This window comes from Mesorhizobium sp. B2-4-1, from assembly GCF_006442185.1.
Lineage (GTDB): Bacteria > Pseudomonadota > Alphaproteobacteria > Rhizobiales > Rhizobiaceae > Mesorhizobium.
This window is the reverse complement of sequence record NZ_VFVN01000008.1, coordinates 241,320-255,602: the sequence shown is the minus strand read 5'-3', so window position 1 is coordinate 255,602 and position 14,283 is coordinate 241,320. Positions and strand designations below refer to the sequence as shown.

Sequence of the window (14,283 nt, the reverse complement as noted above, 5' to 3'; positions counted from 1 at the left end):
GCTAGCTCTTGGGCTGGACCAATCGCAACCGTCATACGGTTGTTGCATGAATCGGGGCATAGGCTCGCGAAAGCAACGGTGAATTCGCGATGTCCGGCCAAGAGCCCCGCACGTTCCGCAGCATGTTCATCTCCGACGTCCATCTCGGGTCGAAGGCGGCAAAGGCCGATTTCCTGATCGATTTCCTTAGACATCACGATGCCGACATCATTTATCTCGTCGGCGATATCGTCGATGGCTGGCGCCTGAGGCGCAGTTGGCACTGGCCGCAGAGCCACAATGACGTCGTGCAGAAATTGCTGCGCAAGGCGCGCAAGGGCGCCACCATCACCTACATCGCCGGCAACCACGACGAATTCGCTCGCCAGTTCCAGGGCGTGCATTTCGGCGGCATCGTCGTAGCCGACCGCGCCATTCACGAAACCGCCGACGGCAGGCGGCTGCTCGTTATTCATGGCGACCAGTTCGACACGGTCGTGCACAATCAGCGCTGGCTCGCCTATCTCGGCGACCATGCCTACGACGCCGCCATGCAGGTCAACCGTGTGATCACCCGGCTGCGCCAGCTGCTCGGCCTGCCTTACTGGTCGTTTTCGTCCTGGGCCAAGGTCAAGGTCAAGAAGGCGGTGAATTTCATCGGCTCGTTCCAGACGGTACTCAGCGACGAGGCGCGGCGCTCGCATGTCGACGGCGTCATATGCGGCCATATCCATCATGCCGCGATCGAAAGCTATGGCGACGTTCAGTACATCAACACCGGCGACTGGGTGGAAAGCTGCACGGCGGTGGTCGAACATTTCGACGGCCGGATGGAAATCCTGACCTGGGCGCATGTCTTGCCCGAGGCGCCGGACGAACCATTCATCCCGATGCTGATCGAGGACCGGGTGGTGCAGGCCGCCTGACTGCGGGTGCCAGGCACAGATTCCGGTGTTAATCGATTAGGCCAATCGGTTTCGTCCGGTTTTTCCTCATGTTAAGGGTCAATCCACACTGCTCGCCGTTCGTGGACGGCAGCGTTATTGGATCGATTCATGCCGCTGCCGCCGCTTTCACCCGAACAGCTCGTCAAGCCTCGCCATTTCGAACTGCGCATGAGCCTGATCTTCGCGACATTGTTCGTGTCGCAGGGCACGCATCTGCCCTACTTCCCGCTGTGGCTGCAGGCGAAAGGTTTTCACGCCGAGCAGATCGCCGTCATCCTGGCGGCTCCGATGTTCCTGCGCGTCGTGACGACGCCGCTGCTCACCGCGCTCGCGGACCGGGCGAGGGACCGCGCCGACGTCTATATCGCGCTCGTCGCGGCATCGATGATCATTTCCGCCGGCTATTTTCTGCCGGCCTCCTACGCCGTCGTGCTTGCGGTGTCGCTGGCGCTGACGATCGTATGGACACCGCATTCGCCGATGGCCGATTCGCTCGCGCTTTCGGGCGTGCGCCGCTTCGGCTCCAACTACACCAGCATGCGCAAGTGGGGTTCGATCTCGTATCTCTGCGCCAACGTGGCCGGTGGTTTCATCCTGACCGCGGCAGGGGCGCAAGCCGTCCCGGCGATCATTTTCGCGGCACTGGGTGCCGCGCTCTTTGCCGCGCTGCTTGCGCCGCGTCTTGGCCGGCCGCGCCTTGCCTCACCGCTTTCGGCCGCGGAGATCCAGCACTCGGCACCAAGTCTCTTCAATGCCTATTTCGTCTATTTCACCCTGGGTGTCGGCATCCTCACCGCCAGCCACGCCTTCCTTTACGGCTTCGTGTCGATCTACTGGAAGTCGATCGGCATCGGCGACACCGTCGTCGGGCTTCTGTGGGCGTGGGGCGTGGTGGCCGAAGTCTGCATGTTCGTGTTTTTCAACCGCATATTCGCCTCCGTGTCGGTCGTCAGGGTGATGGTGATTGCCGGCATCGGCGCGGTCGTGCGCTGGATCGCCTTTCCGCTGATCTGGCCGCTTGGCCTCGGCGTCGCCGGGTTTTTCGGCGTCCAGACCCTGCATTCGGTGTCGGTGGCCATGGTGCTGATCGGCCTGCAGAAAATGATCGGCGAAACGGTCTCGGAAGAGCGCACCGGTGCCGCACAGGGCGTCGCCTATTTCTTCAACGGCTTCTTCATGGCCGCCGTGACGCTCGCCTCCGGCCCGCTCTACGACCGTTTCGGGGTCGACGGCTTCCTGGCCATGATCCCGATCGCGATCATCGGCCTGGTGCTGGTCGGACTCGCGGCGCGCTCAGCCCCAAAGCGCCGGATCGGGCGGTGAAACCAAGGATCCCTCATAGGCGAGGCCGGGCACACGATCCCGCGCAAGCAGCAGCGGTCCGTCGAGGTCGACGAAATCGGCGTCCTGGGCGAGCAGCACCGCCGGCGCCATCGCCAGCGACGTGCCGACCATGCAGCCGACCATGACGCCGAAACCCAGTTCGCGGGCGCGGTCGCGCAGCACGAGCGCCGCCGTCAGCCCGCCCGACTTGTCGAGCTTGATGTTGACGGCATCGTAGAGACCGGCGAGCGCGGCCAGATCCCCCGCCTCATGCACGCTCTCGTCCGCGCAGATCGGCACCGGATGCGCGATGTGGCGCAGGATGCCGTCATGGCCCGCCGGCAGCGGCTGTTCGATAAGCGCGATGCCTTGCTCGGCGGCAAAGGCGAGGTTCGCGGCGATGGTGTCGTCGTTCCAGCCCTCGTTGGCGTCGAGGATGATGCGGCTGCCGGGCGCGGCCTGCCGGACCGCGCGGATGCGCGCAATGTCGTTGTCGCCGCCGATCTTGACTTTGAGCAGCGGGCGCGCCGCGTTGGCACGGGCCTGCGCCGCCATCGCCTCGGGTTCGCCCAGCGACAGCGTGTAGGCCGTCTCGAGCTGATGCAAAGGAGCCGGCCAGACTACGTCCGCCACCGCCTTGCCGCTGATCTTGGCTTCCAGGTCCCACAAGGCGCAATCGATGGCGTTGCGCGCCGCGCCTGCCGGCATGGCGCCGAGCAGGGCTGTCCGGTCCATGCCAGCAGAGATTTGCCCGCGCATGGCCTCTATCGCGGCGCGAACCCCGTCCATGGTCTCGCCATAGCGTTTGTACGGCACGCATTCGCCACGGCCCGTGTAATCGCCTTCGCTGATCGTGCAGGTGATCACTTCGGCTTCGGTCTTCGAACCACGCGAAATGGTGAAGGTGCCGGCGATTGGAAAACGCTCGGCCTCGACCGAAATGACACGCGCCATAATTTTCTGCTCCGGCTGTGCGAGAAGGGTCGTCGGCAAATCGACAAGGCCGGACCCGTCAGGCTAAACAGGACGCCATGTTGACCATCGGCAAGCGCGACGCAAGCGGCAAGACCGCCTCGGAGGCTGACCACGAACCGCGCGTGTCGGTCGGTGAGGAAGCAGGCGTTCTCGGCTGCGCCTTCTCGGGAATCTGGACGACGCGCACCGTGGCCGCGATCGACGCAGAGATGCGCAAAATCGAGAAACGGAGCGGTTTCAATACCTTGGCGCTCGATCTTTCGCATATCGAGAAGATCGATACCGCCGGCGCCTGGCTGATCGACCGCCTGGTCAGCGCTTTCGAGAAGAAGGGCGTCGAGGTCAGGTTGCAGGGCCAGAGCGACGTTGCCTCGATCCTGCTCGGCGCGGTCGGCGATGCGGTGCGGCGCGAGCCCGAATCGGGGCCGGTCGGGCCGCCCAACATCGTCATTCGCACGCTGGAGGCGGTCGGCCGCCGCGTCTACGAAATGCGCGACGATTTTCTCGCCTCGATGAACATACTGGGCGCCACGATCCGTGGCGCGCAGATGAAGCTCGGCCGCGGCCATGCCGTCAATCCGGCGGCGATCTTCAACCAGATCGACCGCATGGGCGTCGGAGCCATTCCGGTGGTGGTGCTGATGTCGGCGATCGTCGGCGCCATCGTTGCCCAGCAGGGCGCCTACCAGCTCAGCTATTTCGGCGCCGACATCTTCGTCGTCGACCTCGTCGGCGTGTTGATCCTGCGCGAACTCGGCGTGCTGATGACGGCAATCATGATCGCCGGCCGCTCGGGCAGCGCCATCACCGCCGAAATCGGCTCGATGAAGATGCGCGAGGAAGTGGATGCGCTGAAGGTCATCGGGCTTAACCCCATCGGCGTGCTGGTCTTTCCGCGCCTGGTGGCGCTGGTGATCGCCCTGCCTTGCCTGACCATCATCGCCAATTTTGCCGCACTCGGCGGCGGTATCCTCGCGGCTTGGCTCTATTCCGACATCGCACCCGCCGCCTTCATCGATCGGCTGCGCGTTGCCATCGACCTCAGCACCATTTTCGCCGGCCTGATCAAGGCGCCGTTCATGGCCATGATCATCGGCACCATCGCCTCGGTCGAGGGCATGAAGGTCGGCGGCAGCGCCGAATCGCTTGGTCAGCACGTGACCGCCTCGGTGGTGAAATCGATCTTCGTCGTCATCATCCTCGACGGGCTTTTCGCCATGTTCTATGCAGCGATCGAGTTCTGAAATGGCGATGGGAAACGGCATCGAGACCAGGGCCAAGGAGGGCGCGGATGACAGCGAGGTCGTGCTTTCGGCGCATGACATCACCGTTTCCTTCGGCGACAACCTGATCCTCGACAAACTGTCGCTCGATATCTGGCGCGGCGAGATCCTCGGTTTCGTCGGCGCTTCGGGCGCCGGCAAATCAGTTCTGCTGCGCACCATCCTTGGTTTGACGCGCAAGCAGTCCGGCACGATCAAGCTGTTCGGCGTGGATATCGAAAAGGCCGACGATGCCGAACGGCTGCGCATCGACATGCGCCTTGGGGTGCTGTTCCAGCACGGCGCGCTGTTCTCGGCGCTGACGGTGCTGGAAAACGTCCAGGTGCCGATGCGCGAATATCTCGACCTGCCGCGCAAGTTGATGGACGAACTGGCGATGCTCAAGGTCGAACTGGTCGGGCTGCCGCCGGACGCGGCGCAGAAATTCCCGTCCGAGCTGTCGGGCGGCATGATCAAGCGCGCGGCACTGGCTCGCGCGCTGGCGCTCGATCCCGACATCGTCTTCCTCGACGAGCCGACCTCGGGCCTCGATCCGATCAGCGCGGCGGAATTCGACGAGCTGGTGGTCAAGCTGCGCGATACGATGGACCTGACCGTCTACATGGTGACCCACGATCTCGACACGCTTTTCACCGCCTGCGACCGCGTCGCCGTGCTCGGCAAGAAGAAAGTGCTGGTCGAAGGCACCATAGACGACATGCTGAAGAGTGAAGAACCGTGGGTAAAATCGTATTTCCGCGGAAAACGAGCCCGGCAACTTGATCTTGCCGCGCGCGCATAGCCATAAGTGAAGCAATGGAAACCAGAGCCAACTACGTTATTGTCGGCATCTTCACGCTGGTGGCGATCCTGGCGGCGTTCGGCTTCGTCTATTGGACGGCGGCGATCGGCGACAAAGGCGAGACCACGTTGTTGCGCGTGCGCATCCCTGGCTCGGCTTCCGGACTTGGCCGCGGCAGCTTCGTGCTGTTCAACGGCGTCAAGGTCGGCGACGTCAGGCGCGTCTATATCGATGTCGACAATCCGACGGTCGCAATCGCCGACACCGAGATCGACCGCATGACGCCGATCACCAAATCGACGCAGGCCGATATCGGCCTGGCGGGCCTGACCGGACAGGCCAATATCGAACTCAAGGGCGCCGACCCCAAGGAAGTAAAACTTCTCGACCAGGCCGAGAAGGAAGGCAAGGTCGCCGAGATCGTGGCCAACCCGTCGGCGGTGACCAATCTTTTGCAGACGGCGCAGAACATCTTCACGCGCGCCGACACGGTACTGACGCAGCTGGAGGGGTTCACCAAGGATGTGCGCGGGCCGCTGACGCAGACCGTGCAGAATGTGCAGACGTTCTCCGACGCGCTGGCCAGGAATTCCGATGGCGTCGACAAGTTCCTGTCCGCGGTCAGCGCGCTGTCCGATGAGCTGAAGGGCGTCTCGGGCAAGCTCGACGGCACGCTGAAGGCGGCCGAAGGGCTGCTCAATGCGGTCGACAAGGACAAGATCAAGAGCATCGTCGCCAATGTCGATACGGTGACCGGCAACCTCAAGGAAACGTCCAAACAGCTCGATGGGGTGATCAGGAATGTCGATACGGCCGTGGGATCGGTCAATGATTTCGCCAAGCAGACGCAAGGTACGCTGGCCAAGGTCGACGGCGTGCTCGACGGCATCGATCCGGCGCAAGTGCGCACGGCTCTGGCCAACATCCAGAAGGCAAGCGAAAGCGCCGACAAGGCGGCCTCGGACATCGCCAAGGTGACCGGCAAATTCGCGAACAGGGCGGACGACATAGACGAGACGATCAAGGATGCGAGGCAGCTCGCGCAGCGGCTCAACGACGCCTCGGTGCGCGTCGACGGCATCCTGGCCAAGGTCGACAAGCTGCTCGGCTCGGGCCAGGCGGACGGCGTGATGGCGGACGCCAGGGACACGCTGAGGTCGTTCAAGCAGGTTGCCGATACGCTGAATTCGCGGCTTGGCGTCATCACAGACAATATAGCCCGGTTTTCCGGCCAGGGCCTTTCGAATGTCGAGGCGCTGGTTCAGGACAGCCGCCGTTCGATCAGCCGCATCGAGGAGGCGGTTACCGACCTCAGCCGCAATCCGCAGCGCATCCTGTCGGGCGGCGAGGGCGAGGTTCGGCAGTATGATGGCAGGGCGCGGCGTTGACTTCGGTCTCGGCTCGCCCCAGAAACAGTGTCTGCATCCGCGGGTTGTTTTTACAATCCAGGGATAGTGAGGCCGGGGACAGCAGGGATCGCGCGTGAAGTCGACGATTGTGTTCAGATCGGGCGTGGCCTTGCTTGCCTTGACCCTTGCCGGTTGTGCCGCGCTGCCGGGCGGCGGGCCTGCGCCGCTTGACACGTTCGAACTGTCGGCGCCGTCGGTCGAGGCGCATGGCCACAGCCGTCGCCAGATCCTGATCGCCCAGCCGTCCGCGCTCAAGGCGCTGGACAGCCAGAACATCGTCATAAAGCCGTCCCCACGCTCGATCCAGTACCTCAAGGGCGCGCAATGGGCGGACCGGCTGCCGCTGATCGTGCAGGCTCGGCTGGCGGAGACGTTCCAGCGCTCTGGCAGCTTCGCCGGCGTGGGCAAGCCGGGCGAGGGGCTGGCGATCGACTACCAGGTCATTGTCGAGATCCGTTCGTTCGAAGTCCGCGTCGACGGCGGCGATCATGCCGAGGTCGACCTGTTCGTGCGCATCCTCAACGACCGCAATGGCGAGGTGCGTGCGTCCAAGAGCTTTACGGCGACCGCGCCCGTCTCGGGCAGCGGCAACCAAGGCTATGTCGGCGCGCTCGATGCTGCCTTCGGCGACGCGGCCAAACAGATCGTGCGCTGGACTGATTCGGCGATCTGAGCGGCGATGCCGGGTGGGCGCCAGCCACCAGGCTACAAGCGGTCGAAGGCGTCCGGCCGCAGCTTTCCGGTCTTCATCAGGTGCTGCAGGGTGTAGGCTACGGACAGCGCGTCATCGAGCGCATCGTGTCCCTGCAATGGCGGGTGTTGAACGCCATAATAGTCGGCAAGCTTGTTGCTCGGCGTCCTTGCCAGGTCCTCGATCGGCATCCCGGCCGAGATCAGCAGCTTTACGGCATTGTCAAAGCGGGCCGCCGGGATGGAAGCGGGGATGCCTGCGATATAGCAGCTGATGGCTATCATGTTCAGTTCGTCCTTGCCCCAGGACCAAAATCGCGCCCCATTGGAGAAACGATCGACGTCAACAAGGGCTTCTCCTAGCGCGACCCCCTCGATCTCCAGCTTTTCTTCTGTGATGCCAGTCAGTTCGGTGAAGAAAGGGTCGAGCGCGTATCTCCTGCCAAACCGGTCGATCGGTCTGACATAGGCCTTGTGCGTGCCCAGGACGGGAAAGTCGTCTTCGAGCCCAAGCCTGACCGCGCCGATCTGCGCGATGACCGGATCCGGATCGTGAGCCGCGCACCAGAATCTGCGTTGCGAGCCCTCAAGACAAAGAAACTCGCAGTCGAGTATGATCGCCGTCTTCACAAGTCAGAGATCCAGTTCCGGATGCGACGTCCACCCTTCCAAGCCAAAAGGCGGGAGACAAGTCCCCCGCCTTTTTCATTGGCTGTCTGCCGCTGCCTAGTGCAGGCGGCCGCTGGCGTGGGCCAGCATGGTGTAGACCTTGCCTGTATCCGAGGTCAGATAGGTCTGCGCCATGATGTTGTCGCGGTCGTTGCGCGACACGTCCTTCAGCAGCTTCTCGAAATCATCGCAATAGCGGTCGACGGCGGCGCGGAACTCTGCCTCCGTCTGGTACTTGCGACGGATCTCGTCGAACGTCTGCTGCCCCTTCAGCGTATAGAGCCGCCGCGTGAACACGTCACGCTCGCCGCGCCGGTACCGGTTCCACAGTTCGATCGACGCATCGTGATCGATGGCCCGTGCGATGTCGACGGACAGCGAGTTCAGTGATTCCACGACATGAAGCGGCGAGCGCTGGGCAGGGGCGGCGCGCGGCGCGTCGGCGGGTGTTGCCGGCTTGGCTTCGTCCTCGCGTGACGCCCCGCTCAGGAGATCGCGCACCCAGCCGCCCTGTTGCGTGCGGGCGCCGGCGTCGGGACGCTGGCGCGGCGCCGTGTCGGCGGGGCGCTCCAGGTCAAGCGTGCCGCGTAGCGCCGTGCCGCCCGACGGCGCCTGCGGCGCGCGAAGTTCCGGCTGTGGCGCGGGAGCGCGGCGCGGCGGCTCTGCCGCGCGGGACGCTGCCGGGGCTTGCGGCGCCGGGCGCAGATTGCGCGATTCCAAGGGCTCTCCACCACTGCGGCCGGACTTCGCAACGATGTCCGAAAGCTCCTTCAGGGCGTTGATCTGCTCGGAAACCGCGCGGCGGATGGCCGATGTCGATTCCTTGGCCTCTTCCGGCATCTCGATGACGCCTTTCTTGAGCTCGGCGCGGGTGAGGTCGAGCTCGCTCTTGATGGCGCCGGCGGTGCGGCGCATCTCCTCGGTCGCGTCGGAGAAGCGCTTGGTTGCCGAATCGACGACGTCGGTGATGGCGTTGCGGATCTTGTCGGCCGATTCCAGCGTCCTGCCTTCCGCATTTTGCAGCGTCTGGCCGACCAGATTCTCGAACGAGCGCATGACCCTTTCGAGATCCTCCGACTTCTTGACCAGGCCGACAGCGAGATCCTCGAGTGAAGACTGCCTTTCTAGCGTGTGTTCGAGGTTGCTCTGGGCCGAGCTCAGGAGGTCCGAAGCACCGGCGAGCAGGCGGCTGTGTTCATCGAACTTGGTGGCGATCGACGCGACCTCGCGCAAGGTCGACGACGACAGTTCCGTCAGCCTTGTCGTGTTCGAATCGACCAGCCTTGCCGAGCTGGCGAAGGTCTGCGCCGCTTTCTCGGTGGTTGCCGCGAAGCTTTGCGTGCTGCCGGTCAGGCGTTCGTCGACCTGGCCGAGATTGGCCGCGGCCTGTTCGATCAGCTGACCGAGCTGCGCGCTCGACGTGGTCATTCGGCCGATCAGGTCGGCGACACTGTCGGATAGCGACGAGCGGGCACCTTCGACCGCCGAAAGGGTCTCGGCGGTGCGGCTGGCGAGCGCGTTGACGAGGGCTGCGTTTTCGCTGCGCAGCTTCTCGGCGGCACGTTCGGTGACCTCTTCCATGCTCTTTTGCAGTTCCGAGCCGCCCTGGGCGAAACGCTCGACCAGCGGCCGCGCGGTCTCGTCGAGGATCTTCGACATCTCCGCCGACCGTGCCGCGAGCATGGTGTTGAGCTCGCGGGTGTTGGCGCCGATCGTCTTGGCGGCGTCGTTGGTGCTCTGGCCGATATGCTGGCCGACCGCGGTGAAGGTCTCCGCGATGACATTGGCGCGCGACACGAGTTGCGCCTCGGCGCTCGACACCTGCTCGTTGAGCTTCTGGCCCATCGTCTCGGCGGTATGGGCGAGCCGGTTCTCGACGCTGGCGATCTGCTCTTCGACGCGGGCAGCAGCCGTTGCCGCGGTCGATGCGAGCCGCTCGTCGGCGCCGGCGAGCGCCTGCTCGATTTCACGGGCATGCGCGGCCAGCTCCTGGCCGGTCTGGCGCGCACGGTCGGCGACCCTCTGCTCTGTGCTGGTGAAGGCGCCGACGATGCTCTCAGCATGTTCGCCGATGGTCGAGGTGCTGGCGGCGATGCGGGAAACCAGTCGGTTGTCCGCATCATCGAAGATGCGGGCGATTTCGGAGGCGCGGCCTGACAGCGCTTCCGAACCTTCGGCGATGCGCGAGACCAGGTGCTGGTCGGCGGCGTCGAAGATGCGGCCGAGATCCGCTGCACGCGCGGCAAGAGCTTCGGCCGATTCGCCGATGCGCATGCCGAGCCGCTGATCGGCGCCTTCGAAATTGCGCAGGATATCGCCGGCGCGCGCGGCCAGCGACTGTGCCGTTTCGACGGCCCGGGCAACCAGCTTCTGGTCGGCCGCGTCGAAGGTGCCGGCAATCTCGCTCACCCGAGCCGCCAACTGGTCGGCGGTCTCCTGGGCGCGGGCGGCCAGCTTCTGGTCGGCCGCGTCGAACGTGCCGGCGATTTCGCTTGCACGGGCGGCAAGCTGATCGGCGGTTTCATGGGCTCGCGCCAGCAAGGAACTGGACGCATCGTCCGCGCGGGCAAGCAAGGCGCTCGACGTGTCTTCCGCACGGGCGTGGAGACGGCGATCCGCCTCCTCGAAGCTGCGGGCGATGTCTTCGGCCCGGGCCAGCAGGGCGGCCGAGGTCTGCTCGGCGCGCTCGGCGATCTTGCGATCCGCATCGGAGAAGGCCTGGCCCGCCTGCTCATGCAGGACGCTGGTGACTTCCAGGACCTTCTCGCGCAAGGCGCCGGCCACGAAGACGGCGCTCTTCTCGAGCACGTTGCGCACATTGTCGACGCCTGTCGACAGCGCACGCTCCATGGTGCCCGCACGCTCCTCGATGATGCCGGTCTGGCGACTGAACGCCTGCTCGATCTTGTCCACGTCGGCGGCGATCGCAGCGGAGATGTCGGTGCTCCTGGCCGCGATCTGGTCGATGTGACCCGACAGTGAACGATCGATATCCTTGCGGGTCTCGGCGAGCCTGCCGAGATCGTCTTCCAGCGCGCGGCTCAGCACGTCGCGGCCTTCGGCCAGCTTGCCGACATGTCCGGCGATGATGCCGTCGAGATCGCCACGGCTCTCCGACAGCCTCTGCAGATCGGCCTCCAGCGCGCGCTTGAGGATGTCGCGGCCTTCGGCCAGCTTTTCGACCTGGCCGGCGACAAGGCCATCGATGCTCGAGCGGCTTTCGGCCAGCTTGGCGAGATCGTCCTCGAGCGCCTTCGACAGCACCGAACGCTCCTGGACAAGCCTCTCGGAGTGGCTGTTGACCAGTCCGTTGACGTTTTCCAGATCGTCTTCGAGTGCCTTCGACAGCGCCGAACGGTCCTGGACAAGCCTTTCCGAGTGGCTGTTAACGAGACTGTTGACGTTTTCGAGGTCGGCTTCGAGCGCCCGGGCGAATTGTCCCCGATCTTCGACCAGTTTCTGGGACTGATCGGCGACGGTGCTCTTGATCGTGTTGAGATCGGCTTCCAGCGCACGGCGCAGGATGTCGCGGCCTTCGGCCAGCTTCTCGACCTGGCCGGCCACCAGCCCGTCGATGCTCGAACGGCTTTCGGCCAGCTTGGCGAGATCCTCCTCAAGCGCTTTCGACAAGGTCGAACGATCCTGGACCAGCTTGTTCATGTGGTCGGCAATGACGCTGTTCACATTCTGCAAGTCGGCCTCGAGAACCCGCGACAGCTGCCCGCGGTCCTCGGCCAGCCTTTCGGACTGGCTCGATATGACGCCCTTGATCGCGTTGAGATCGGATTCCAGCGCCCGCCTGAGAATATCGCGGCCTTCGGCCAGTTTCTCGACCTGACCGGCGACCAGGCCGTCGATGCTCGAGCGGCTCTCGGCGAGCTTGGCAAGGTCGGCTTCAAGGGTCTGCGACAGCAGGCTGCGATCCTCGGCCAGGCGGCCCGAATGGTCTTCGATCAGCCCGCGTATGCTGGACAGATCGTCCTCCAGCGAACGGCCGAGCTGCGAGCGGTCTTCCGCCAGTTTCGCCGAATGCGCCTCGATGAGGTCCTTGATGCCGGCGATGTCGTTCTCCAGCGCCTTGGCGAGTACCGCGCGGCCCTCGGCGATCTTCTCGACCTGACCGGCGACAAGGCCATCAATGTCGGCGCGCGTGTCCACGAGCTTGCCGAGGTCGGTTTCGAGCGCGCGCGAGAGAATGTTGCGGCCCTCGGCCAGCTTGCCAACATGTCCAGCAACCATTTCGTCAATGATTGTACGGGCTTGCACCAGCTTTCCGGAGTCTTCGTTGAGAGCCTGGGAGAGCCGGTTGCGGCCTTCTTCCAGCCTTTCGAGGTGGCTGCCGAGCGAAGCGTCGATGGCAGCGCGCGATTCGTTGACCTTGCGCAGATCTTCTTCGAGCGCGCGCGCGATCAGGCTGCGGCCTTCGGCCAGCTTCTGCACCTGGTCGGTTACCGCAGCATCGATGCCGGCACGGCTCTCGGCGAACTTGGCCAGATCGGCCTGCATCGCGGCCGCCATGCGCTCGCGGCTCTCGGAAAGGCTGCGGCTGTGATTTTCGACCGCTTCTTCTATACCCACGCGGGCATCGGCAAGCCGCTGGATATCGGCATCGAACGAGCGCGAGACGACGTGGCGCGCCGCTTCCATGCGTCCGGCGAAATCGCTGGCGCGCGCTTCGAGCATGGACGAGGTCGACGTGACGATATCGGCCATGTCGGCGCCGATCTGGGTCTTGCCCTGGTCGATCATCGCCGTCAGCGTGTCCTTGCTCTCGGCGAAGGTGTGGGCGATTTCGCGCGCGCGTTCGACCAGCGTTTCGTTGATCTGCCGGGCGCGGGCTTCGAGTGCTGCGTTGAGCTTCTGCGTGCCGGTATCGAGGGCCTCGGCGCGGGTCTGGAACTCGCTGATCAGCGCCTGGCCGCGCTCGGCGAGCGTGCGCTCGATGCCGTTGAGGCTGGCCTCGAATTCCGAATTGAGTGTGCGCGCGGCGCCACCAAGCAGCGACACCATGCCGTTGGTGCGATCGTCGAGCAGGTCGGTCAACGACCGGGTCAGGCCGTCTGTCGTGTCCGTCAGCTTGGCGATGCGCGTGTCGAGCAGGCTGGCGAAAGCCTCGCCGGAAGTCGAAAGCTTGTCGGTTATGGTGTCGAGCCGTCCTTCCACCGAATCGAAGATCGACAGCGAACTTTCGTTGATGCGGTCGATAAGCGTGTCGCCGGAATTGGTGATGGTCATCGACAGTTTGGTCGATGCATTGAGAATGCTGTCGCGGATGAGGTCGCTGGCAGCGCCGATTTCGTCCTTGAGGGTGTCGTGCGCGCCGGCGATCGAAGCGCGAACCCGCTCCGCATGGCTGACGACCGCCTCGCGCTCGCTGCCGAGCCCGTCGACGAGCGAGCGGATGCGGGTTTCGTTTTCCGAATAGGAGCGCTCGATCTGGTTGACCTCGCTGTGGACCAGCGTTTCCAGTTCGACGGCGCGGGCCAGCGTGCGTTCGATGCCTTCGCCCATGGCGGCCACCTCGCGGCGGACGGCCTGGCCGATCATCATGACGCGATCCTGGGCCATGTTTTCCGGCTCGGTGAGGCGGAAGGCCACTTCCGTCATCGACTGGGCGGCGATGCGCATGTCCTGCGCGCGGCGAATCATGGCGGCGAAGGCCCAGAACAGGATGACCGGCACGATGGCCGCGACAGCAAGGCCGATCAGTTCGGGACGGGCGAAGAACTGGTCGAGCGTGCGGATCCTCCAGATGCTCGGCCCGAAGAGGAGGTTGGCCAATCCGCCCGCGCCGGCGATCCAGGCCAGCGAAACGAAGGCGATAACCCAGTAGATCGTGTTCGAGGCGCGCCGGTTGAGGCTGTGCAGAAGCGTCTTGTAGTCCTTCTGACGATCGTCATTGGCCGGCGAGAAGCCGGCGGGCTGACCGCCATTGCGTGTTTCGACGGGGCGCAGTTCGGCGGGTCTGGTCTTTGGCGCGGGATTCGCGGCCTGGGCTTGGTTGACGACGGGTGCCTGCGTCTGATTGCGTCCCTCGCGCGCCAATTCGTCGGCGGCCTGGGATATCTGCGCTTCCAGATCTTCCATCGAGGCCGCTATATCGAGGTCGCCGCTGCCGGTGTCGCCGCTGAGGTCGAGATCGAGTGCCTTCTCGAGTTCCCTGGCCACATCGTTGTCCAGAGATCTGGTCGTCGTTGTTTTCTTCGCCATGCCTTCGCTACCCTGTA

Annotated in this window: 9 protein-coding genes; 6 read left to right on the top strand and 3 right to left on the bottom strand. The window is 64.4% G+C overall.

Annotated features, from left to right (window positions below):
• The first annotated feature begins 89 nt into the window (after positions 1 to 89).
• The gene (locus FJ949_RS21625) at positions 90 to 905 is read left to right on the top strand and encodes a UDP-2,3-diacylglucosamine diphosphatase (protein WP_140498929.1); all 816 of its coding nucleotides are present in this window, start codon (positions 90 to 92) and stop codon (positions 903 to 905) included.
• Between the two features lie 129 nt (positions 906 to 1,034).
• Complete coding sequence (locus tag FJ949_RS21620) at positions 1,035 to 2,249, top strand: MFS transporter (protein WP_140498927.1); 1,215 nt, start codon at positions 1,035 to 1,037, stop codon at positions 2,247 to 2,249.
• Here FJ949_RS21620 and dgcA read toward each other — a convergent pair.
• Positions 2,220 to 3,203 (bottom strand): N-acetyl-D-Glu racemase DgcA, encoded by a 984-nt coding sequence (gene dgcA, locus FJ949_RS21615; protein WP_140498926.1) that lies wholly within the window; start codon positions 3,201 to 3,203, stop codon positions 2,220 to 2,222. The two genes, FJ949_RS21620 and dgcA, sit on opposite strands and share 30 nt — an antisense overlap.
• A gap of 77 nt (positions 3,204 to 3,280) precedes the next feature.
• Between dgcA and FJ949_RS21610 the strand changes: the two genes are divergently transcribed.
• The 4 genes from FJ949_RS21610 (at position 3,281) to FJ949_RS21595 (ending at position 7,370) form a co-directional block, all read left to right on the top strand.
• Positions 3,281 to 4,468 (top strand): ABC transporter permease, encoded by a 1,188-nt coding sequence (locus tag FJ949_RS21610; protein ID WP_140498924.1) that lies wholly within the window; start codon positions 3,281 to 3,283, stop codon positions 4,466 to 4,468.
• A 1-nt stretch (position 4,469) separates the two neighbouring features.
• The gene (locus FJ949_RS21605) at positions 4,470 to 5,288 is read left to right on the top strand and encodes an ABC transporter ATP-binding protein (protein ID WP_140498922.1); all 819 of its coding nucleotides are present in this window, start codon (positions 4,470 to 4,472) and stop codon (positions 5,286 to 5,288) included.
• 14 nt (positions 5,289 to 5,302) lie between these two features.
• Positions 5,303 to 6,676, top strand: coding sequence for an MlaD family protein (locus FJ949_RS21600; RefSeq protein WP_140498920.1), 1,374 nt, complete (start codon positions 5,303 to 5,305; stop codon positions 6,674 to 6,676).
• Between the two features lie 94 nt (positions 6,677 to 6,770).
• The gene (locus FJ949_RS21595; RefSeq protein WP_224518948.1) at positions 6,771 to 7,370 is read left to right on the top strand and encodes an ABC-type transport auxiliary lipoprotein family protein; all 600 of its coding nucleotides are present in this window, start codon (positions 6,771 to 6,773) and stop codon (positions 7,368 to 7,370) included.
• A gap of 32 nt (positions 7,371 to 7,402) precedes the next feature.
• Here the strand turns inward: FJ949_RS21595 and FJ949_RS21590 are convergent, their stop codons facing one another.
• Positions 7,403 to 8,017 carry a 3'-5' exonuclease gene (locus tag FJ949_RS21590; protein ID WP_140498918.1) on the bottom strand — a complete coding sequence of 205 codons (615 nt, stop codon included), beginning with the start codon at positions 8,015 to 8,017 and terminating at the stop codon, positions 7,403 to 7,405.
• 96 nt (positions 8,018 to 8,113) lie between these two features.
• Entirely contained in the window at positions 8,114 to 14,266 is a 6,153-nt protein-coding gene (locus tag FJ949_RS21585) for a kinesin (protein ID WP_140498916.1), read from the bottom strand.
• Positions 14,267 to 14,283 lie beyond the last annotated feature (17 nt).